21 protein-coding genes are annotated in these 23,940 nt (G+C 31.4%); all 21 read left to right on the forward strand.

The features are described 5' to 3' along the window. Positions 1-110: 110 nt before the first annotated feature. The 21 genes from rfbA (at position 111) to OLM57_RS08220 (ending at position 23,940) form a co-directional block, all read left to right on the forward strand. Positions 111-980 carry a glucose-1-phosphate thymidylyltransferase RfbA gene (rfbA, locus tag OLM57_RS08120; protein ID WP_264566700.1) on the forward strand — a complete coding sequence of 290 codons (870 nt, stop codon included), beginning with the start codon at positions 111-113 and terminating at the stop codon, positions 978-980. A 210-nt stretch (positions 981-1,190) separates the two neighbouring features. Then, a complete protein-coding gene (locus tag OLM57_RS08125) occupies positions 1,191-2,144 on the forward strand; it encodes a UDP-GlcNAc--UDP-phosphate GlcNAc-1-phosphate transferase (RefSeq protein WP_264566701.1) in 954 nt (317 codons plus the stop codon). 144 nt (positions 2,145-2,288) lie between these two features. After that, positions 2,289-2,885, forward strand: a complete 597-nt coding sequence (locus OLM57_RS08130; RefSeq protein ID WP_264566702.1) for a sugar transferase — start codon at positions 2,289-2,291, stop codon at positions 2,883-2,885. Between the two features lie 215 nt (positions 2,886-3,100). Then, positions 3,101-5,050: a polysaccharide biosynthesis protein gene (locus tag OLM57_RS08135; RefSeq protein WP_264566703.1), complete on the forward strand. Its 1,950-nt coding sequence runs from the start codon at positions 3,101-3,103 to the stop codon at positions 5,048-5,050. Positions 5,051-5,915: 865 nt separating this feature from the next. Then, positions 5,916-6,785, forward strand: coding sequence for an ABC transporter permease (locus tag OLM57_RS08140; protein ID WP_264566704.1), 870 nt, complete (start codon positions 5,916-5,918; stop codon positions 6,783-6,785). A gap of 230 nt (positions 6,786-7,015) precedes the next feature. Continuing rightward, a complete protein-coding gene (locus tag OLM57_RS08145) occupies positions 7,016-7,279 on the forward strand; it encodes a four helix bundle protein (protein ID WP_264566705.1) in 264 nt (87 codons plus the stop codon). Between the two features lie 78 nt (positions 7,280-7,357). Beyond that, positions 7,358-8,638, forward strand: a complete 1,281-nt coding sequence (locus OLM57_RS08150; protein WP_264566706.1) for an ABC transporter ATP-binding protein — start codon at positions 7,358-7,360, stop codon at positions 8,636-8,638. A 5-nt stretch (positions 8,639-8,643) separates the two neighbouring features. Continuing rightward, positions 8,644-10,071, forward strand: coding sequence for a class I SAM-dependent methyltransferase (locus OLM57_RS08155; RefSeq protein ID WP_264566707.1), 1,428 nt, complete (start codon positions 8,644-8,646; stop codon positions 10,069-10,071). Between the two features lie 6 nt (positions 10,072-10,077). Beyond that, complete coding sequence (locus tag OLM57_RS08160) at positions 10,078-10,785, forward strand: CatB-related O-acetyltransferase (RefSeq protein WP_264566708.1); 708 nt, start codon at positions 10,078-10,080, stop codon at positions 10,783-10,785. 15 nt (positions 10,786-10,800) lie between these two features. Further along, entirely contained in the window at positions 10,801-11,601 is an 801-nt protein-coding gene (locus OLM57_RS08165) for a glycosyltransferase family 2 protein (protein ID WP_264566709.1), read from the forward strand. Between the two features lie 97 nt (positions 11,602-11,698). Continuing rightward, positions 11,699-12,832, forward strand: a complete 1,134-nt coding sequence (locus OLM57_RS08170) for a glycosyltransferase family 4 protein (RefSeq protein ID WP_264566710.1) — start codon at positions 11,699-11,701, stop codon at positions 12,830-12,832. After that, positions 12,825-13,934 carry a glycoside hydrolase family 99-like domain-containing protein gene (locus tag OLM57_RS08175; RefSeq protein WP_264566711.1) on the forward strand — a complete coding sequence of 370 codons (1,110 nt, stop codon included), beginning with the start codon at positions 12,825-12,827 and terminating at the stop codon, positions 13,932-13,934. Before OLM57_RS08170 ends, OLM57_RS08175 begins: the two co-directional genes overlap by 8 nt. A gap of 144 nt (positions 13,935-14,078) precedes the next feature. Continuing rightward, complete coding sequence (locus tag OLM57_RS08180; RefSeq protein ID WP_264566712.1) at positions 14,079-14,966, forward strand: glycosyltransferase family 2 protein; 888 nt, start codon at positions 14,079-14,081, stop codon at positions 14,964-14,966. Between the two features lie 94 nt (positions 14,967-15,060). Further along, entirely contained in the window at positions 15,061-16,140 is a 1,080-nt protein-coding gene (locus OLM57_RS08185; protein ID WP_264566713.1) for a glycosyltransferase family 4 protein, read from the forward strand. A gap of 76 nt (positions 16,141-16,216) precedes the next feature. Then, positions 16,217-16,999 (forward strand): glycosyltransferase family 2 protein, encoded by a 783-nt coding sequence (locus OLM57_RS08190; RefSeq protein ID WP_264566714.1) that lies wholly within the window; start codon positions 16,217-16,219, stop codon positions 16,997-16,999. A gap of 37 nt (positions 17,000-17,036) precedes the next feature. Continuing rightward, complete coding sequence (locus tag OLM57_RS08195) at positions 17,037-18,065, forward strand: glycosyltransferase family A protein (RefSeq protein ID WP_264566715.1); 1,029 nt, start codon at positions 17,037-17,039, stop codon at positions 18,063-18,065. Continuing rightward, positions 18,062-19,132 carry a glycosyltransferase family 2 protein gene (locus OLM57_RS08200; RefSeq protein WP_264566716.1) on the forward strand — a complete coding sequence of 357 codons (1,071 nt, stop codon included), beginning with the start codon at positions 18,062-18,064 and terminating at the stop codon, positions 19,130-19,132. The genes OLM57_RS08195 and OLM57_RS08200 overlap by 4 nt, the downstream gene beginning before the upstream one ends. 2 nt (positions 19,133-19,134) lie before the next feature. Next, positions 19,135-20,280, forward strand: a complete 1,146-nt coding sequence (locus OLM57_RS08205) for a glycosyltransferase (RefSeq protein WP_264566717.1) — start codon at positions 19,135-19,137, stop codon at positions 20,278-20,280. Between the two features lie 107 nt (positions 20,281-20,387). Continuing rightward, the gene (locus tag OLM57_RS08210) at positions 20,388-21,878 is read left to right on the forward strand and encodes a hypothetical protein (RefSeq protein ID WP_264566718.1); all 1,491 of its coding nucleotides are present in this window, start codon (positions 20,388-20,390) and stop codon (positions 21,876-21,878) included. A gap of 33 nt (positions 21,879-21,911) precedes the next feature. After that, a complete protein-coding gene (locus OLM57_RS08215; protein ID WP_264566719.1) occupies positions 21,912-23,072 on the forward strand; it encodes an acylneuraminate cytidylyltransferase in 1,161 nt (386 codons plus the stop codon). Further along, the gene (locus OLM57_RS08220) at positions 23,065-23,940 is read left to right on the forward strand and encodes an N-acetylneuraminate synthase family protein (protein WP_264566720.1); all 876 of its coding nucleotides are present in this window, start codon (positions 23,065-23,067) and stop codon (positions 23,938-23,940) included. The genes OLM57_RS08215 and OLM57_RS08220 overlap by 8 nt, the downstream gene beginning before the upstream one ends.

The raw sequence follows: 23,940 nt of genomic DNA on the forward strand, positions 1-23,940 counted from the left end.
TGTTGAGTTTTGGATGTTGGTATATTAAAATAAAATCAGAAAATAATAATTTAAAAAAGTAGGATTGCTTTTTTTGCAGTCTTATAACTTAATTCATAATATTTATAAAAATGAAAGGAATTATACTGGCCGGGGGATCCGGTACCCGATTGCATCCGTTAACATTGGCGATGAGTAAGCAAATGATGCCCGTTTATGACAAGCCGATGATTTATTATCCTTTATCGACTTTGATGATGGCAGGAATTCATGAAATATTGATTATTTCCACTCCACATGATTTACCCAATTTCAAAAAATTATTGGGAGATGGATCGGCAATAGGGTGTCAATTCAGCTATGCGGAACAGGCGATTCCAAATGGTTTGGCTCAGGCTTTTGTGATTGGAGCCGAATTTATTGGTTCGGATTCGGTTGCCTTAGTGTTGGGAGACAATATTTTCTTTGGAGCGAATATGCATGAACTATTGCAATCCAATACTAATCCAGCAGGGGGTGTCGTTTTCGCTTATCACGTTTCGGATCCGGAACGTTATGGAGTGGTCGAGTTTGACAAAAACCTAAAAGCGCTTTCTATTGAAGAAAAACCATTGGAACCCAAATCCAATTACGCCGTTCCCGGATTGTATTTTTATGATAATACGGTTGTGGAAATAGCCAAGAATATCCAACCCAGTGCGAGAGGAGAATATGAAATTACCGATGTCAATAAAGTATATTTGGAACAAGGTAAATTGAAAGTTGGGATTTTGAGCCGTGGTACCGCGTGGTTGGATACCGGAACTTTTAACAGCTTGATGCAAGCCGGACAATTTGTGCAGGTTTTGGAGGAACGTCAAGGACTGAAAGTGGGCTGTATTGAAGAAATTGCCTGGAGACAGGGTTTTATAAGCGAACAACAATTAAGAGATTTGGCAGAACCTTTGAAAAAATCAGGTTACGGAGAATATCTTTTGGGGCTTTTGAAGCATAAATTATAGTTTTTCGGTATAGTGAATGGTGAATAGTGACTGGTGCCTCTCGACTTTACTTTGACTTCACTCAGTTAGGCTACTCTAAGTAGCAGAACGCAGCAGAAAATAAAACGCAGACAACTGGAAACTCAAAATTCAAAATAGAAAATAGGAACTATAACCCATTATACATTATCCAAACAAAAACTCAAAACAGACAACACACAACTTCAATATATGTTCTACATAGGATTACTTTTTTTATTTATTTGCATAGAATTGATTTATTTCAAGATCGCCAATCATTACAATATCATTGATAAGCCCAATAGCCGCTCTTCACATACATCTGTAACTTTACGGGGAGGAGGGATAATTTTTCCTATCGCGATTCTAACAGCCAGTTTGCTCGGGTATGTTTCCTGGTCAGTTGCTTTGGCAGTAATTTTAGTGGCAGTAGTCAGTTTTATAGATGATATAAAAGCTTTGCCACAATTGCCCAGATTTGCCTCCCACGCGATTGCGATTGGATTGGTTTTTTACGATTTGAATTTATTTACTCAAGCGATTTGGGCTTTGCCTATTGTTTTTATTTTGTTGATTGGCTGGGTAAATGCCTTTAATTTTATGGATGGAATCAATGGGATTACAGTCCTGTATGCTTTTTTTGCTGTCGCTAGTTTTTCTTTTTTACCAATAAATCTGGAATATCTGCCGTTGCTGATTACTGTAGGATTGTCCTGTATTGCTTTTGGTTTTTTTAATGTCAGAAAAAAAGCCAAAACTTTTGCTGGAGACGTCGGAAGCATTAGTATGGCCTTGTTCTTAGGCTATTTTATGATAAAAACCATTATTGGTTCGGGGCAAATAGGCTATCTGCTTTTCTTTTCTGTCTATGGAATTGACGCCGTAATTACCATTTTTACACGAATCAAAAAGAAAGAAAATATTCTGGAACCCCATCGCTCTCATTTGTATCAATATTTGGCGAATGAGTTAGGTTATTCCCATATTTTGGTTTCATTTCTTTATGCAGGGATTCAATTGCTTATTAACGCACTATTAATTTATTTGGATTTCATAGGTTACTTGTCGCTTCCTATTGTTGTTTCTTTTTTACTGTTTCAAATTCTGGTTTATGTATGGATTAGAAAAAACGTTGTTCAAAAAGTGAATCTAAAAGAGGTTTGATTTAGTTGATTTGTTATAAAACAGTCTATTCTCCAATCAAAAGCAACTGAGTCCACTTATTGCATTTCTCCCGAAAGTTTCGCTTGCGGGTTGATGTGACAAAACGAGAATTATTATTGCATCTCGACTATTAATTGATATATTTTGAAACTGACTCTAAAACGACTTTTCGACATTGTATTTTCGGGATTATTCCTTTTTTTATTTTCATGGCTACTTTTTATTGCTTGGTTTTTGGCAGTTATAGATACGCGAACCAATGGAATTTTTACTCAAGATCGAATTGGTCAATTTGGAAAGTTATTTCGAATTTACAAGTTACGAACGATGCAAATCAATCAAAATTCTGAAGATTTTCGGATATCAAAACTGGGTCGAATACTCCGAACTTATAAATTAGACGAGTTACCTCAGCTGATTAATGTGTTGAAAGGAGATATGAGTATTGTTGGGCCGAGACCTGATATTTCGGGCTATTATGATCTACTGGAAGGGGAAGAACGCAAAATTCTGGAATTAAAACCAGGATTGACCAGCCTAGCCTCTTTGAAGTATTTCGATGAAGATGAATTGCTGAAGCAGCAAGATTTTCCATTAGAATACAATGATACAGTTCTTTTTCCCGATAAAGTAAAACTTAATTTGTGTTATTACTATCACCATAGCATTTTCGGCGATTTGAAAATTATTTTTCACACTGGTAGAATGATGTTATGGAGAAAAAATCTCCAGCGACGCTAATTTTTTAATAAATTTAGCCTTAAATTTAATTTTCATCATTAGAGTTCGCTAAATATAAAATCATAAAAAGTTATAAAATAGATTGTTGTTGCCTTTTTTTGTGCAATTGGTGAAATAAACTTGATTCTCAAAACAAATCTATATTTCTAGCCATTTTAATTTGTATTTTTGTTATTAATGCCCTTTTATTTTTAAAATATATAAAAAAGTAAAATATGAATAAAGATTCGATCGTAGCTGGACTTTTTTCAAGATCCAATTTAAGACTGAGTATTCGTAATTTAAGTTATCTTCCAAGGTGGATAATTGTTCTGATTGATTTTTCAGTTTTGATTGTTGCCTTTTTTTTTACCTTACTTATTTTTAGAGGAACCGGACTAAAGTATATTAACACTACACATAATGTATTATTTATTTCTTGCTTTTTTGGAGTAAATATTTTTTTCTTTTGGTTGTTTAGAACCTATTCCGGTATTATACGGCATTCTTCTTATATTGATGCGGTAAAACTTTTGTTTTCGCAAATGGCCGTTATGGTTGTTTTTCTGGTTTTCAACTTTTCCTATGAGTTATTGAATGGCGAAAGAGTTTTTTTGACCACAGCTCTTTTCATAAATGTGGTGCTTTCTTTTTGTGGGTTGTTTTTGTATCGTGTAATCGTAAAACAAACTTTTGAACTTTATTTTTCTGAAAAAAGCAGTAATAAATTAATAAGAACCATTATTTATGGTACCGATGCCAATGCCATTTCAGTAGCGAATGCCTTAAAATTTGAGACACCAACCCGTTTTAAAATTGTTGGTTTTGTAGATAAGAACAATCAAAACGAATCTAAAAGAATGTTGGATTTACCCATCTTAGTCCAAAGGAAAAAACTGCCCTCGTTGATGCGATCTGTTGGAGCAGAAGCCGTTATTATGGCTGATAAAAGTTTGGAAAAAGAGGAACAACTGATTATTGTAGATCAATGTCTGGAATTTAATTACAGAGTATATACGGTACCCTTAATTACCGACTGGGAGAATCAGAAAGAAATTTCACAAAAGGTAAAAAACATACAAATTGAGGATTTACTGGAAAGGAAACCAATTGTTCTCGACAATAAATCTATTTCGAAACAGTTAAAGGACCAGACCATTTTGATTACAGGTGCTGCCGGATCCATTGGCAGTGAGATCGTAAGGCAAGTTTTGAGCTTCAATCCTAAGCGGGTGATAATTCTAGATCAGGCTGAAACGCCCTTGCATCATTTATGTCTGGATTTGCAAAAAAAACAATCTAAAGTTAAAATACAAAATGTTATAGCCGATGTCAGAAATAAAGAAGCTATGAACAAAGTGTTCAAATTATACAAACCTCAAGTGGTTTATCATGCTGCGGCCTATAAACATGTTCCTTTGATGGAAGAAAATCCTTCACAGGCTATATTAACCAATATTGAGGGAACCAAAAATTTAGCTGATTTGTCCTGTGAGCACAGTGTTGTGAAATTTGTTATGGTTTCTACCGATAAAGCTGTCAATCCAAGCAATGTTATGGGCGCCAGTAAAAGGATTGCCGAAAAATATGTGCAGTCCTTGCAAATTAAGAATTTGAAAGAAAATAATATTAATTCCACAAAATTTATTACGACCCGCTTTGGAAATGTTTTGGGATCCAATGGTTCTGTTGTTCCTTTGTTTACCAAACAAATTGCCAATGGCGGTCCTGTGACTATTACACATCCTGATATCATCCGTTATTTTATGACTATTCCGGAGGCATGCCAGTTGGTTCTTGAGGCAGGTGCCATGGGAAATGGAGGCGAGATATACATATTTGATATGGGTAAGCCTGTTAAGATTATTGATTTGGCCAAAAAAATGATCAAATTAGCCGGTTTTATACCAGAAAGAGATATCAAGATTGAGATTGTCGGTTTGCGACCGGGTGAAAAATTATACGAAGAATTGCTAAACGATACTTCCAAAACAATACCTACCTATCATGAGAAAATAATGATAGCCGAAGAAATTCAGGAAGAATTTGAAAACTTGCATACCGAAATAAATGAACTTATCGGAATTGCCAATTTCTTTGACAATGATGATATTGTTGCCAAAATGAAAGTAATTGTACCAGAGTTTAAAAGTATGAATTCGACTTTTGAAGTTTTAGATAAATAATTTTTTGACCGATTTTAAAACGAATAACTTATTGAAGGACTTCATTTCAAGGGAAGTATAGAAAGAAGTTGTTTCTTTTTAGCGCACAAAAAAATATCGGAATTACCGTTTTTAATAATTACAACAACGTGTTGTTTTATAAATTTAATATGGAAAAGTTTACAAAGTATTTTTGTAAACTTTTTTTGTTTATAATTGTTGTTCTTTCAATTAGAAACTTGAATATGACTAAAATTAGGTATGAGCAAGCTAGTTAAAACCTTACTTTTGAAAAGCATATCAATTAGTTAAGTTTAGGGCAGTCGAGAACATTTGGATCTACATGGTCAAATATCTGTCAATGATGTGGTAAAATTGGATTGTACTGTACTTTTTTTTATGTATCAGTTGTGATACTAAATGTTCCGAGAAGTTTTTTTACAATGGATATGTGTTATTGCGCAATTTTTTCACTTTTAGATGATTGAATGGGATAATAATATTAATTAAGACTTTTTTTCGTGTTAAAATAAAAAATCGATGTTTTTCATGGGTAAAAAATGTATTTAAACAGAAAAAAATTATTCAAGGTGAAAAATAATGATAAATTTGTGCCATTAAAATTTTGTAAGCAATCCTGTGACTTGCAAGGGCGAAGCCGTTTTTGCCCAAACAAAATATACTATTTTACGATAATTCACTTTTTTATAAAAAAGAATAACCTAGCCTATGTCCAAGCTTCCAAGCTTGATGGCCTTATTAATATTAAAGTAGAGAATAATCCAAATTAGATTTTAAATGCTTTTTTCTAAATTGTTACATTTGCACTTTATTTAAATCTGCGAAAATTGCATGTCATAATTTTCACTTTTAGTTTCCCATAAAAATGAACACTAGTACTACCCAAAATACCAATTGGTTGTTTGAGATAACACCAAAGAACAAATTTTTTTCGCTGAACCTTAAAGAAGTTTGGCAGTATCGCGACCTGCTGTTTCTGTTTGTCAAAAGAGATATCGTAACCGTATACAAACAAACCGTTTTGGGACCATTGTGGTACCTGATACAACCGTTGTTTACCTCGGTTACGTTTACCATAATTTTCAATAATGTTGCGGGAATAGATACTGGGACGGTGCCTCCATTTTTATTTAATCTGGCAGGAATCACCGTTTGGAATTACTTCACCTCCTGTCTTAATGGAACCTCAGATACGTTCAGGAGCAATGCCAGTATATTTGGGAAAGTATATTTCCCCAGAATTATTGTCCCTATTTCGATCGTGATTTCCAATCTATTAAAGTTTGGAATACAATGTTTTATTTTTATTGTTTTTTATCTTTTTTATTATTTTCAAGGAGCCGATATAAGTCTGAATGCCACTGTCGTTTTTTTTCCATTACTTATTATACTAATGGGTATTTTGGGTTTGGGTCTGGGAATGTTTATATCGTCGTTAGTCACAAAATACAGGGATTTTAATTATTTGATTGGCTTTGGGGTGCAATTGTTAATGTATCTGTCTGCGGTAATGTACCCCATGGCGCTACTTAAAGAAAAGCTTCCGGCATACGGTTGGTTGGTGCAATACAATCCGTTGGCCTATGTTATAGAAACCGCTCGTTATATGTTGCTCAATGTTGGTCAAATATCACTTATGGGATTGGGATATACCTTTCTAGTCACGGTAAGTGTCTTTTTTGTCGGATTATTAATTTTTAATAAGACCGAGAAGAGTTTTATTGATACGGTTTAGGTGGTTATGAGTTGTGGGTTGTGAGAGTTTGAGTTTTGGGTTTAAGAGTTTGAGTTATGGGTTTTGGGTTGTGAGTTTGAGTTATGAGTTTTGATATAATATAAAAAATTGAAATTATTATGAGTGATTTTAAAAGTTATAAAGATTTAGATATTTACACCATAAGTATGGATTTGTTTCTAAGTTTGCATCCAAAGACTTTAAAGTTGCCTAAATATTAATTATACGAATTGGGAAGCCAATTAAGGCGGTCTTCAGATAGCATAGTATCCGATATTGTTGAAGGATATGGACGAAGAAAATATAAGGCTGATTTTATTCGGTTTTTGGTTTTTTATCATGCCAGTTGCTTAAAGACGATTAATCATATTTACAAAATAACTGTTTTATATCCTGATTTGAAAGAAGATTTGGAACCGTTTATATTGAGTCATGAAAATTTGGGAGGTAAAATTTTTAATTTCATGAGTTACGTAGAAAAGAATTGGAAATAGAAATGGTTGTGGGTTGTGGGTTGTGAGTTATGGTAAATAAAACTCACAACACAACACTCACGACCCACAACAAAAAAAATGAAAGACATTATATTAAAAGCCGAAAACATCTCCAAGCAATACCGCTTGGGACTAGTGGGTACAGGAACATTAAGCCACGACTTGAACCGTTGGTGGCACCAAATAAGAGGGAAAGAAGACCCTTATCTCAAAATTGGGGATACCAACGATCGCAGTACAAAGGGAGACAGCGAATATGTTTGGGCGCTGCAGGACATCAATTTTGAAGTAGAGCGAGGCGAAGTTCTAGGTATCATTGGTAAGAATGGAGCTGGAAAATCGACCTTGCTCAAGATTTTATCACGGGTTACGGCACCAACGACGGGGAGTATAAAATTTGCTGGACGAGTTGCTTCCTTGCTTGAAGTGGGTACGGGTTTTAATGGCGAGATGACAGGCCGTGAAAATATATTCCTGAACGGAGCCATACTGGGCATGACCAAAAAAGAGATTGCCTCAAAAATTGATGAAATAATTGATTTCTCGGGTTGCGAGCGCTACATAGATACCCCCGTAAAGCGCTACAGTAGTGGAATGTATGTTCGTTTGGCTTTTGCCGTAGCCGCTTTTCTGGAACCCGAAATTTTAATTATCGATGAGGTATTGGCTGTAGGGGATGCCGAGTTCCAGAAAAAAGCAATAGGCAAGATGCAGGACATTTCCCGTAGTGGTGGTAGAACGGTTTTGTTTGTGAGTCATAATATGGCAGCAGTTAAACAGTTATGCAATAGAGGGATTGTTTTGGAGCATGGTAAAGTAATTTTTGAAGGAGAAATTGAAGAAAGTTTAAAAAAGTACCAAATTCTAACTCAGAAAATAAGTACTAAACTTCATGATTTTGATAGAGAAGGAACAGGTGAGTACCGAATTTCAAGCATAAGTTTTATTTCAAATGGTGATAAAAAAAATACTTTTTTTCTTGGTGAAAAAATTAAGATTGAACTATCGTTAAAAAGATTAAAAGATGTTAATTTAAAAGATATCCAAATTATTATTGGAATTTATAATTTTATGGATGAAGGATATTTAAGATTTGATACAAGTTTATTTAATTTTTCCATTTCTCTAGATGGAGACTATTCAAAAATCATATGTGAATTGGAAGAGCCTCTAAACATTAAGCCAGATAATTATTATATAAATGTTGCTGTTTTAAACGAAAATATTTTGATTGACTACATAACAAATGCTTTTGAGTTTAATGTTGAAAACGGAGATTATTTTAACACTGGCAAAAACTTGAAAGATTCTGAGTTATCAAAAGTGTATTATAAACATAAGTGGTCACATTTAAAATAGATAGAATGGATAATATTCAATATTCTCATAAGTCAATGATTGATGATTTTGGGCGAGTTTTTTTTTATAACAATCGAGTATTCAGGGAAATATCGAAAGAAAAAGAGAAGTTTTGTTTAGAACTGTTGAGTTCGGCCATGTTTAAAGAATTAATACAAAAAGAACTAATTCCTCAAACTCTTATATCAGAGGAATTTCCGGAAACTAAAAAACTTATATTAGAACATACAAAGGTAGTTGAGAGTTTGCAACATGAATGGACATTTGAAATGTTTAAAGATGCAGCTTTAATGGTTTTGGAAATTAATGATGTTTGTAATAAGTATGGATACGAATTAAAAGACGCTCATACTTTAAATGTTTTATTTAATAATAATAAGCCCATTTTTGTTGATCTTGGTAGCATAGATTTAATTAGATCAAAGAATAATTGGATTGCCTACGAGGAATTTTTGAATTCCTTTTTTATTCCATTAAGATTTTGGAGTAAAAATGAACTTTTCATAGTTAGAAAATTATTGGAAAGTAATTTTCACAGAATGTTTACAATTCCTTCTCAAAATATAGAAGAATCTGGATTGTATAAATTATTAGGAGTTGACAATAGTTACGCTTTTTCTTTTAGGAAAAATAAATTATTTTCTACAGAAAGAAATATTTCACTAATTACCTTTTTTGTAAAAGCTTCAAACAAATTTCTACGGATTGTCTTTAAGAAAAAAAATAAGCTTTTTAGATATGATTTAAAAATTAACAGAATAACAGAAATTTTTCCAAAAAACACAATAAATAGTAATATAGTATCATTATCAAAATCCACTTTCGATAGTCAATGGAAAGGATATCATAGTAAATTTTATAATGAAATTGAAAGTGTTAATTATTCGTATCGATTTAAAAGATTATTAGAGATTATAAATGATTTAAAAGATATTGATACAATAATAGATTTAGCTGGTAATGAAGGTTATTTTTCTTTTTTGTTGTCTAAAGAAATGACATTAAAAAATGTTATTTTAGTCGATTATGATGAAAATGCAATAAATGAAGCGTATCTAAATAGCAAAAAATTGAATATTAAAAATGTTACACCTCTTTTATTAAATTTTATGTTTACACCCGATTTGCTTGGAACTTCTAAAAGACTAAGGTCAGATTTGGCAGTTTCTTTGGCTGTTACACATCATTTAATATTGACGGGCAAATTTTCATTAGCCGCAATTTTTGATAGACTTATTATGTTTTCAAATAAATATGTGATTGTCGAATTTATGCCATTAGGATTGTGGAGCATTGAGACAAAAATAAAACAAAATCTACCAGATTGGTATTCTATAGACTGGTTTAGAGATGAATTTGTTAATCGCTTTAATTTGCTTATAGAAGAACAATTAGAAGAAAATAGAATTGTTTTTGTAGGGAAAATTAAATAGAATTGTATGGTAAAAGCAGTCAAAAATAAAATAATTTCATACTTAGACTTTATTATAAAAAAGACTATAATATCTGTTTATGGAGTTAACTCAAATATTTATAAATTATTTTTTAATAAATTATATTTAAGAGAAAAAGAAGAATGTTACAACAGTATTATAGGTGATAATGTTAGACTATATCCAACTTATAAGCTTGTGAATTCTCAAGTTGGTGATTATACATATGTAGCTGAAAATTCAATTATAAATAACACTATTATTGGTAAGTTTTGCTCTATAGGACCAAATTTAATTTCAGGTTGGGGTATTCATCCTACGGAAGGAATTTCAACACACCCGATGTTTTATTCTACAAGAAAACAAAATGGAATTACATTAAGTGTTAGTGATAAGATAGATGAACTGTTGCCTATTCATATTGGTAACGATGTGTTTATTGGCATGAATGTTACTATTTTGGATGGAGTTAAAATAGGAGATGGAGCTATTATAGGTGCTGGTGCTGTTGTATCCAAAAACATTCCTTCTTATGCCATAGCTGTTGGGAATCCTATTAAAATAATCAAATATCGATTTGACGATATAATCATTGAGAAATTGCAAAAGATAAAATGGTGGGATTTTGAGATAGATGAATTGATTTTAGTTGAAAAACATTTTTTTGACATAAATAAATTTATAAAAATATTGGAATCAAGAAATCATAAATAAAATAAAGTTACTTTCATGCCTAAAATTTCTATCATCACCATCAACTACAACAACCTCGAAGGACTGAAGAGAACTGTAGAGAGTGTGGTCAATCAAACTTGGCAAGAGTTTGAATATATTATCATCGATGGCTATTCTACTGATGGCAGTGCAGAATATTTAAGAAGTCAAAGTGATAAAATTGATTATTGGGTAAGCGAACCCGACAAAGGTATTTACAATGCCATGAACAAGGGAATAGCAAAAGCTACTGGAGAATATTTGTTGTTTTTGAATAGTGGAGATTATTTAAATGATTCATCAATCTTGAACAAAAATCACATTTATTTGGAAGATAAAGAAATCATTTGTTTTAATATTAATGAAATCAGAGAAGAAGGAATTAGAATAAAAAAAAGCCCTGCAGAAATGACTTTTTCTCAATTATTTATAGATACTATTCCACATCAATCTACATTTATTAAAAAAAGTTTGTTTAGTAAAGCAGGACTTTATGATGAGAACCTGAAAATTGTATCAGACTGGAAGTTTTTTATAATTGCTTTTGGGAAATTCAATGCTTCTTATTTATATCTTGATGAAGATTTTTCTACTTATTATTTTGATGGGATAAGTTCACAAAAGGAAAATTATCCACAAGTTTTACAAGAAAGAGCAGCTGTATTGCAAACCGAGTTCTCCATTTTTTTGAAAGAAACAAAGGAATTAATTGAGTTGCAAGACACAAGTAAAAAACTAAAAAGAATCAATGACAGCCTGAGGAAATCAAGAAAAATCCAATTACTAATAAAATTGGGATTATTAAACAAGTTTTAATTTAGTGCAAAGAAAGGAAATCAGGTATTGTGACGGTAAGACAAAATTAATGGCTATAAATGTTAAATTTATAGGTTTGAAAGTAAATTAAAATAAAATGAAAAAAATACTTTTTATATCGCACGATGCACATTTGGCCGGAGCTCAAATATTACTGTTGAATTTGTTAAAGTGGATAAAAAAGCATCATAGCGAAATACAATTTGATTTATTATTGGCAGGTGAAGGTGTGTTGACTGCTGATTTTAAAAATGTCACGAATGTTTTAAAAATGCCTTTCCCTAAAAAAAACGCTAATAGTTTAGATAAAATTACTTACAAGCTTAAATTAAATTTTTTTTATAATCATATTAGTAATCAAAAATATGATTTAATATATAACAATACGTTTTCTAATGGATTTATTTTAAGCGTTTTAAGTCTTAATAAAGTGCCAATTATTACGCATGTCCATGAATTGGAGTATTGGATTAAAAAAAGTGGAGTAGAAAATAAAAATCAAATTAAGGCTTCTACAAATTATTATCTTACCGCTTCAATGTCCGTTACCAACTATTTATTAAAAAACCACATTGCAGAAAAAAATAATGTTGAAGTAGTTTATGAATGGATTGATAGTCAGGATCTTTTGCATCAAAAAGAAAAAAAAAGTATAAGGAATTTTTTAAATTTACCAGAGGATTCCATAATTATTGCGGCATCAGGACGTGAAAATTTCAGAAAAGGAAAAGATTGGTTTATTCCCATAGCCATACAAGTTTTAGCAATGATGAAAAGTAAAAAAATCCATTTTGTTTGGATTGGAGGGCACACAGGCGAAGAATTAGTATTTGATTGCCTAAAATCTGGTTTTCACAACAATATACATTTTATTGAACATATACCCGAGGCCAATGCTTATTTTAATGAATTTGAAATTTTTATGATGCTATCAAGAGAGGATCCTTTCCCTTTAGTTAATTTAGAAGCAGCAATTTGGGAAGTTCCTGTAATTTGTTTTGAAAATACTGGTGGTACAGAAGAATTGGTGAGTGAAAATTGTGGTATCAAAGTGCCATATGGGAATTTAAATATGTTTTCTGAAGCGATAATTAGAGTTCTAGAGAATAAGGAATTTAAGGATGAAATAGGAACGAATATTAAAGAAAAAGTATTGAGAGAATACGATATAAATGTTGTTGGGGAAAAAATTGTGAAAGCAATATTTAAAGTTATTGAAAATTATGAATAGAATTAAGCCTATAGCAATTTATTTGCCTCAATTTCATCCTATTCCAGAAAATGATGAGTGGTGGGGAAAAGGTTTTACAGAATGGACAAATGTTACCAAAGCCCAGCCAAGATTTGAAGGCCATTATCAACCCCATTTACCTGCTGATTTGGGATTTTATGACCTAAGACTTGAAGAAGCACGATTAGCTCAAGAACAACTGGCTAAATCCTATGGAATTCATGGTTTTTGTTATTATCATTATTGGTTTAATGGTAAACGATTGTTGTTTGAACCATTGGATAGAAAGCTAAAAAACCCAAAAGAAGATTTGCCTTTTATGATGTGTTGGGCCAATGAAAACTGGACTAGAACATGGGATGGTTTAGATAAAGAAGTATTGCTTAAACAAGAGTATAGTTTTGATGATGATTTGGCACATATTCAACATCTGATTCCTTATTTTAAAGATGAACGATATATAAAAGTAAATGGAAAGCCTATATTTATAATCTACCGACCAAAATTATTTCCGGACATACAAAAGACAATTTCTATATGGAGAAAAGCAGTTCAAGATGTCGGTTTTCCTGATCTTTATATAGGATTTGCTCAAAATTTGGGTCATTCTTTTGCGCCATCAGAAAAAGGATTTGATTTCGGTTTTCAATTTCAACCTAATATTGGAAGTCAATCTAGTGGTGTGCCTTATGGTGTAGCTAAAATGGAGCGACTAAAAAATGAATTTAAAGTATTGTTGGGATATAGGATTAGAAAAAAGTTTGGGATCAAGTTTAAAAAAATTGATTATTATTACGATTATGTCCATTATTCCGAAATTCAAAAAAACCTTGGTTTTATAAAGGATGTATATCCAGGTATTACCCCTATGTGGGATAATTCGGCAAGGAAAAAAGAGGACTGTTTTATTTTGCATAATTCAACACCTGAAAAGTATAAAAAATGGTTGGGTTATATTAAAGAAAATTATCCTTGGGATACTGTGCCCGAGAACTTTTTGTTTATAAATGCTTGGAATGAATGGGCTGAGGGAAATCATTTGGAACCTTGTCAGAAATGGGGTAGAGCTTATTTAGAAGTGACAAAAGAAATTCTGGAATAATAATGGATAACCACATTCTATAAATAAATTAATATTCTTTGACAGAGCCTTGAAATTGATGTCAAATCAAATAAATAATAGCTTTATTTTATATTTGATATAATACTAGCCATGAGAATGGCACTATTTATTAAAAAATTATATATGCTAGTTTCCATAATAATTCCAGTACATCAAACTCATGATTATTTTAAAAGTTGTGTTGAGAGTGCTTTGGCTCAAACGTACACCAATTTAGAAATTATAGTAGCCTGTAATGGTGAATTAACACTGCAACAATGTCAAAATTTCCTAAATATTGCAGATACTAGACTGGTATTTATAAAAACTTCCAAAGGACGTCATAGCGCTCGCAACGAAGCGTTAAAAGTGACAAAAGGATCTTGGATTCAATTTTTGGATTATGACGATTATTTGTTTCCATATAAAATAGAAGAACAGCTAATTAGTATTGTTAAAAGTATTGGTACTGGATTATCCATTTGCCAATGGAAAAAATTCACTGAAAGAATAGATGAACATTATACTTTTCCTTTTCAAGATTTATATAATGAATCTCAAATAAGTGCGGGCCAGTTAGTGCAAAAATTGGGACAGTCTGGAGGGTTTATTGCGACTGCTTCCTGGTTGGTTTCAAAAGAATTATTGACAGGCTCAAGATGGATAGACAGCCCGAATGATGATGCAGTATTTTTATCCGAAATTTTAAAAAAATCACCCGAAATAATTATGAGTCCCAAAGTTTTAGCGGGTTATAGAATTCATGATTCTAATACTAGTTCCATCCGGTCTAAAGAAGAGTTCGATAAATTGATGCATAGTTGGAGGATAATTCATCAAAACTTATTGATTTTTAAAGAAACTCAAATAAATTTATACCTATACAAAGCTTATCTTAATTTGATTCGATATTCAAAACAAATTAATAAGTATAGAATTATTGAGGTTATTTATAATTGTTTAAATTTTGGTTTTAAAGCAAGAGTTGGATTTTTGATGTACAAGGATTTTAAACGTTATTTGCTTAAATAGTCATTAAATGAACTCATCAAAAAGAATATTATTATTTGGTCCAATAGGAGATTTTGGAGGTAGGGAACTGGAAAGTGGTTTTATAGCTTCGGTTTTGTCCTCAAAATATGTAGTTGATATTTGCACAACAGGCACTATAACCAGAAAATCACAGGTATTTGACTTTAATAAAGAGCAAAAAGTTTATGAAATTAAGGCCCTTTTGTTTCATCAGTTTTTCTCTCTAAAACTGCTGGCTTTTTTTAGTTTTTTTAAAAATGGTCGTAAAGGTAAAGTAAGTGATTTTGTAAATAATGCCTTTGCAAAGCGTTTTTTGGATTATGATGAAAAAGTAAAAATTGTTTTAGAGCATTTAATTAAAGATTATGAGGCTATTTTAATAGTGGCACAGCTATCTACAGGGCTAGTTGGTGATGCGATAAAAATTGCCAAAAACATAAACAAAAAGATACTTTTTAGAACGACAGGAACGATTACTTTTTCGGATTATGATTTTATTGAATCAGTAGATTGTTTCATTCATCATTCGCAAAATAATGCGAAACAAATTGAGAACAAAAGGAAACATAAATTTGTAATTATAGATCAATGTGCTTATAATGAAATAGATTTGTTGCAAATTCCACTAGTGAACCATGAGGTAAAGAAATTTTTAACTTTAGCAAGATTAGAGAAAGAAAAGAATGTGGACGAAGTGATTAAAGCTTTTTTGAAAGTTAAAGGGGATGATGATGTACTCTATGTGGTTGGCGATGGAACAGAAATTCAAAATTTAAAAAAGATTGCTAAAAATGAAAAGAGTGTAATTTTTACAGGATTTATAAAAAACCATGATTTGCATCAATACTTTTCAGAGGTAGATTGTATAATTATTCCCTATTATAAATTTGAAACGGGACCATTAACAGGAATAGAGGCCATGGCAAGTGCGCGAATTATTATATCGGCTAGGACAGGAGCAATGCCAGAAAGAATGAAAGGGACTATGAATAATTTTTGGTTTGATTATAATAATTTTGAATCTTTTAAAAAGGTGTTTTTGGAGGTTAAAAGTTTAAATGAAATACAAATAAATGAAATATCTAAAAATTTAAAGGAAAAATACAAAATGGAATATTGTTTATCTAAAATAGGGAACGATTATTTAAAAGTTGTGAGCAAATTTTTAAATTGAACATAGTAGTTTTTTAATTTATTGTAATTAGAGTAACGACTAATTTTAATTTAAGATTTCTTTAAAATAATTATTTATGATATCAGTAGTAATAAGAAATAAAAATGAGGCACCTGCTTTAGAATATATTTTAAAAATTCTCCATAAAGTATACCAAGATGATATTGATGAGATAATTCTAGTAGATAATTTATCGACGGATAAAAGTATAGAAATTGCTGAAAATTTTAATTGTAGAATTGTAATGATTGATGATTTTACGTATGGTAAGGCCATAAATTTAGGAATCTCTACTGCTAATAATAATTTGATATTGCTCTTGAGTTCTCATGCCGTTCCTGTTGGGAATTCATTTTTTAAGAACTCAATTGCTGAATTTGCTGTTAACCCATCATTAGCGGGAATGCGGTATATTAATTCATATGCAAATTATAAAAGAGCAATTGATAATAATTTCAAGGTAAAAGATGGACTAAATTTCGGTATGATGGCAGGCTGTGCTATGGTTAATAAAAAGGTATGGTATGAGTTTAAGTTTGATGAAACACTTGTGTTTAGTGAAGATAAAGAATGGTCTGATCGTGTATTGAAAGCGGGATATGAAATTATGGATTTTAACGAAACTTTTTTTTATCATATAAACCGCGATAAAAAAGGTATTTTAAATAGATATAAAAACGAAACTGTTGCTCATTATCAGTTGCATAAATTGAAATATATTTCAATACTTAAAATTTTTGGAGTACTTTTTTTTAGGATTATGTTTCAATTGCCAAAAGAATACATGGTAAAAGTCTTTCATGAATTTCGCTTATTTGTAATAAAAATTAAGATTAGAAGAAAACTTTTGTCAAAATAATGAGTTGTTACATTATATTCATAAAATTTTTTTAAAAATGCGAAAAGGAGAAAATCCATCAAAAAATATTTTATTACCAACTTCCGTTTCGAGTCATCGAGTGATAATTCCTTTGTACATACCTAATGAAGAAGGATATTATAAAGATAGTTTTCAGATTTTTGAGTATTGTTTGTTGTCTGTTGTAAAAACCAGTGTTACAAAACTCAAAATTTCGGTCGTTAGCAATAATTCTTGTGATTCGGTTAATGATAAGTTATTCCAACTTCAGCAACAAGGATTGATTGATGAATTAATTATTGAAAAAGAGGCTATAGGTAAAATTAATAGTATTTTGAAAGCATTACGCACGGCAAAAGAACGTTTGATTACTGTTACAGATGCTGATGTTTTATTTAATGAGGGTTGGGAAAAGGCTGTTTTAGATGTATTTGAAGCACTTCCTAAAGCAGGTTCCGTAAGTCCAGTTCCTGTTTTTAGAACACATTTAAGATTAACATCAAATATTTGGTTTCGTTATCTTTTTTCAAAAAAATTATTTTTTAGACCTGTTAAAAATCCAGAGGGTTTAACCGCATTTGCTAAGAGTATAGGTTGGCCAAGATTAGATTTAAAATATAAAGATGTTATTGGAACTATAAAAGCCAAAAATAATACTATTGCTGTTTTAGGATGCTCCCATTTTGTGGTTACTTATAAACGAGAAATTTTTAAGCAATCGCCAAATGAAAATAGTATATACCAATTGGGAGGAAATAGTGAACAATTATATTTGGATGAACCCGTTTTGAAAATGGGTGGATATCGATTAGCTACCTATGACAATTATGCTTTTCATATGGGAAATACTTTTGAACCGTGGATGAAAGAGGTTTATGAGAATCTAAAAGAAACTGAAAAAATAACAATTGATTATAATTCTCTCCCACTTCTAAAACAAAACAAATTTGAATATTTTTTATCTGAAAAAATATTCAAAAAGCTTTTCGCATTCAAAAAAATATATCGGTATATATTAAAAAGTAAAGGATTGTCTGAAGAGCAAATTAAAAATTTCACATCATGATTACTCTAGTCTTAACCAATCGTAATCGTGATTTACAAACCATAAAGAAATGTCTGGATTCTTTAAAGCATCAAACCAATCAGAATTTTGAATTATTTTTTGTTGATTATGGAAGTGATTTTGAATATGTAAAGGGATTAAAGCTTTTGTTGCTAGAGTATTCTAAAATTATATTTATAAATTGTCCAGTTTCAGGACAATTATGGAACAAATCTCGGGCTATAAATATTGCCTTAAGACAAAGCAATACTCCTTATTTTATTGTTGGTGATGTGGATATGTTATTCCGTGACGATTTTATAGAAAAAAATCATATATTAAAATCGGAACAAAAAGCAATTTATTTTAAAGTGGGTTTTTTAAGTAAAGTAGAATCCCAAAAAACGAAAAGGTTTGAGAATTATGTTGTTAATCATTATTCTACCAAAGAAGCTACCGGTATTACATTGTATCCAACATTTTTATTAAAGCAGATAAACGGGTACGATGAGTTTTATCATGGTTGGGGAGCTGAAGATACCGATGTACACATTCGTTTGCAAAATGCAGGTAGTGATGTAGAGTTCTACGAAGAAGAAGTTTTGTTATTACACCAATGGCACGCTAAAACGTATCGGTCGACAAAGAGCAAACAGCCTTTTCATTTTAATTTGGAAAAAATAAATCAACGTTATTTGCAACAGACAAAAAAAATAGAAGTGGTAAAAGCAAATTTAGGTTTTGAATGGGGATTGGTTCCTGATAAAGAGGCTTATTCTGAATTAAATTCACCCTGTGAAATAGTCGAAATAACTAACGAAATATTTGAAGTAGAAGCCTTTTTAAAAGGGAGTATGATGAAATACAAAGGTAAAACTGTGTGTTTTGAAATAAAAAAACATTTATTGAATAAGGATTTTAAAAATAAGCTCAAAAAATGGTTAGGTAAAAAGTATTTAGCGTTTTATACTTTGGAGCAAATCAATAATGATATTTTAGGGACTTTGATTATGCAGTATAGGAATCAGCCTTATCAATATGCTTTTTCACAAGAAACAGAGTCAATTGTTTTGAAAATTAAATTGTAGTTATGAGAATCCTTATGGTTTCAATTCCGTCCCTCCATTTTTTTAGATGGACAAGCCAATTGCAAGATTCAGGTCATGAGGTTTATTGGTTTGATATAACTGGGATGAGTGAACCAGTTGAAAGATTAAGTTGGGTCTCCCAAAAAACAGCATGGAAACTGAGATTTAATTATCCAGGCAGAATTTTTTTTAAGAAAAATTTTTCTAAAGTATATCGATTTTTGCAAGGTTTTAATGAGCAGGATACTGCAACTGTTTTTGAGGAATATCTAAAAGAAGTAAAACCAGATGTTGTGCATAGTTTTGCTTTGTATCTTTCTTGTACGCCTATTTTGGGAGTAATGAATAAATACCAAACCTTAAAATGGATTTATTCTTCGTGGGGCAGTGATTTGTATTATTTTCAGAATGAACTTTCTTATTTGAAGGATATCAAAAATGTGCTGTTTAGAATAGATTATCTTTTTACCGATTGTAAACGAGATTATGAGATAGCAAAAAAACATGGTTTCAAGGGCGAATTTTTAGGAGTTTTTCCTGGAGGCGGAGGATTTCTTTTAGAAAAAATGAAAGTCTATTCAATCCCTTTTGAGCAACGAAAAACTATTTTAATTAAAGGGTTTCAAGGGCGTTCTGGTCGGGCAATTCCAGTTTTAAAAGCAATTGAGGAAATGAAAAAACTTTTGCAAGAATATGAAATAGTCGTGTTTGGGGCTGATAAAGAAGTTATTGCTTATACAGATAATAGTGTTTTGCAAAGTTGGGATAATTTTGCCATATATGGGAAATCATCACATGAAGAGATTTTAAAACTAATGGGTAAGTCGTTGATTTATATTGGAAATAGTAATTCTGACGGAATTGCAAATACGTTGTTGGAAGCCATTTGTATGGGTGTTTTTCCGATACAGTCTAATCCAGGTGGTGTAAGTGAAGAAATCATCACTAATGGTATCAATGGATTGCTAATTGAAGATTGTGAAGATGTGTTGGAAATTATAGAGAAGATTAAATATGTGATTACGATTGATCTTAAACCGGCGGTTGCTTTCAACTCTAAAAATCTTAGTTTGATTTTTGAATATAATTACATAAAAGAAAAAGTAGAAGAGAAATATAATAATTTAATGGGTAATTTAAGCAGCTAACAATACTAGGATAAAGCAAAAAAAAGTGTTATTTCAGATATTTAATGTTTAAGTTAAATGTATGAAAAAGTTTGTTAGACTCAGTACAAGATTTTAAAAATCAGAAAATGAAAAACAATATTGCAACCCAAGAGGACATTAAAGAAATTATATTGCAAATAGAACATAAATGGCCTGTTGATGAATGGATGATAAATGAAGTTCATATTTGGCCATATGTACGAATAAAACTTTACATTCATTTTTTGATGATGATGAATAAAAAGTTTGAAAATCCACAAAAAGACTCACATGTAGCAACAAAAAAGAAATCAATTTTTAAATTTTCCAATATTTTTAATTGGATTTTAGGAGGCATTAAGGTGCAACTATTTTTTGGCTCTTTAAAAAGAAAAAAAATATTATTTTTTGGATCACATATACATCGTGTTCTTCATAAGGAAAAATATTTCAATAGATTTTATGATTCTTTAGTAGAAGAACATCAATTGCATCGAGATGTCTATATGATAGAATATCAGAAAGTATTTGCGAATACTTTCAACAAAAAAGAAGTTATAACTTTAGAGAAACATTTAAAAAACTATAAAATTTTTCAAAAAGGCATTTCGAAATTTAGTGTAACTAAGTCAGAGAGTCATTTATTAGGATATTATGATTTCTATGAACATCTTAAGGAGCTTCCAATAAGGCTTGATTCCTTAAATATTTCTGAAAGAGATTTGGTAAAATGGGTGACTAAGATTGAATCCCTTATGCCTTTTTTTGAACGTTTTTACAGAATTGTAAAACCATCACATGTGGTTTTTTTGGGATATTATGGGTATGATGATATATATGCGGCTCTTTTAGTGGCTAATAAAATGAAAATTAAAAGTGTTGATTTACAACACGGACCACAAACCAATATCCATATGTGTTTTTCTAGTTGGAGTAAGGTTCCTTCTGGTGGATTTAATTTAATGCCAAATGAGTTTTGGAATTGGGATGAAAATTCAAAGTTGAATATTGATGATTGGGCTATTAAAACAAACGCTGTAAAGGCTAAAGTCGTTGGTCAGCCGTATGTTTCGTATTGGCTTAAGCAAAATGATAAGATTTTGTCTGATGAAAGGGTAATTCTGTATAGTTTACAGACTTTTCCTTTTGAAATTGAAGATATGTTAACCCCAAAAATTATAGAATTAATAAAAGATTTGTCTTATAAGTGGGTGTTGAGATTGCATCCAAGAAACTATTTACCCACTGAAACCATTCGCCAATTTTTAATAAAACACGAAATAGAGGATAAAGCTATAATTCAAAGTTCAATTGATTCAGCTTTGCCAGAAGTTTTGCTGTCTTCTGTTTTGCATGTTACTAATTTTTCTGGATGTTTAATAGAAGCTCATTTAATTGGTGTGCCAACTTTATTGATTAATAATATTGGTAAAGAAATGTTTACTCAATATATCGATAATTCAAAAGTTTTCTATGTCGATCAGAATGAGGATAATTTTATTTTAGAATCAAAAAAAATAATTTTAAATCTAAATTTTAATTATAAATTGAATACAAAAGTTTATGAAAATCCTTTTGAAACCAATGATCTTAGATAAAATATAAATAAAAATATCCAAAAAAAATAGATAATGAAAAAAATAGGAATTATTCCACTCCGTAAAGGCTCCAAAGGAATTCCAGGAAAGAATAAAAAGAAAATGGTAGGACGACCTCTGTTTTCTTGGGTACTCACTGAAGCCATTTTTTCGGATCTGGATGAAGTATATGTGTTTACGGACGATACAGAGATAATAGCGTTTGTTGAGCGTGAATACCATTGGACCACCAAGGTAAAAGCATTGTTTCGAGATGCAGAAAATGCCAATGATACCGCATCTACCGAAAGTACGATGTTGGAGTTTTCCGAGAAGATAAGTCATGATTACGATGTGTTGTGCTTGTTGCAGGCCACTTCTCCTTTAACATTGGCCGCAGCTATTAATACAGGATTAGAGAAAATCACAAAAGAAAATTATGATTCTTCTTTAAGTGTTGTCAAAACACATCGATTTACTTGGAACAGTGATGGGACTCCCCAGAATTATGATGTGTTTAATAGGCCCCGAAGACAAGATTTTGAAGGTTTGTTGATAGAAAATGGAGCTGTGTATTGTACTACAAAAGAAGCGTTCTTGAAATCCAAAAACAGAGTAAGCGGAACTATAGGGTTGGTGGAAATGCCCGAAGAAACTTTGATCGAAATAGACAGCCTTTCGGATTGGAATATCATTGAAACTCTTCTGATTAATCGTCAAAAATCAAAAAAACAGCAGCAAAAAATAGATTTTTTGGTATTGGATGTTGATGGTGTTTTTACTGATGGTTGCGTGTATTACAATGAAGGAGGAGAAATGGCCAAAAAGTTTGATATGCGTGATGGAATGGGGTTGGAAATTCTAAGACAAAATAATGTTGAGGTGGTAGTGCTGACGTCAGAAAATTCTAAATTGGTAGCCCAAAGAATGGAAAAACTCCAAATTGGAAATACTTTTTTGGGGGTTAAGGATAAATACTCCTTTTTAAAACATTTTATTTCTTCGAGAAATAGTAGTTTTGCAGCCTTGGCTTACGTAGGGGACGATGTCAATGATTTGACCAATATTTGTAGTGTTGGTTGGTCTTTTGCTCCAGCAAATGCTGTTGATGTTGTCAAAATGAATGCAGATATCGTTTTGTCACATCATTCTGGGAATGGGGCTATTAGGGAAGTGTGTGAATTGATAATGAAGTACAATAAAAGATATGAATAAGTATAAAAAACCTTTTGTAATCGCCGAAATCGGTTGCAATCACAAGGGAGATATGGAGATTGCAAAAGAGCTGATCAAAATTGCAGCTATTTTTTGTAACGTAGATGCCGTAAAGTTCCAAAAGCGAAATAATAAAGAATTATTGACAGCCGAACAATATAATGCGCCCCATCCCAATGTTTCCAATTCGTATGGAGCTACTTATGGTGAGCATCGGGAATATTTAGAATTTGATGTTCATCAGCATGCAGTATTAAAAAAATATTGTGAAGAAGTAGGTATCATTTATTCTACTTCAGTATGGGATACCACTTCAGCAAAAGAAATGGCATCACTTGAGCCTGAGTTTCTAAAAATACCATCGGCTTGTAATAATAATTTTGAAATGCTAGGTTGGTTGTGTGATAATTATAAAGGAGAAATTCATATTTCTACCGGTATGACCACCAAAGATGAAACAGAAACATTGGTAAACTATTTTATAGAAAAAGGACGAAACAAAGATTTAGTATTATATAATTGTACCTCAGGATATCCTGTTCCTTTTGAAGATGTATGTTTGTTGGACATTAATTTGTTAACTCAAAAATATGGTGATAAAGTAAAGCATATCGGTTTTTCCGGTCATCATTTAGGAATTGCAGTAGATATTGCTGCTTATACTCTAGGAGCCAATATCATCGAAAGGCATTACACTATTGACAGGACTTGGAAAGGTACAGATCATGCGGCTTCTCTGGAACCAATGGGCTTGCGTAAACTCTCCCGTGATTTGCAGGCAGTTTATCAGGCTTTAACTTTTAAATCAACTGATATATTGCCAATTGAGCAAGTTCAAAGAGATAAATTAAAGAACCAAAAAGTCTAA

It is taken from the genome of Flavobacterium sp. N3904 (assembly GCF_025947305.1).
Lineage (GTDB): Bacteria > Bacteroidota > Bacteroidia > Flavobacteriales > Flavobacteriaceae > Flavobacterium.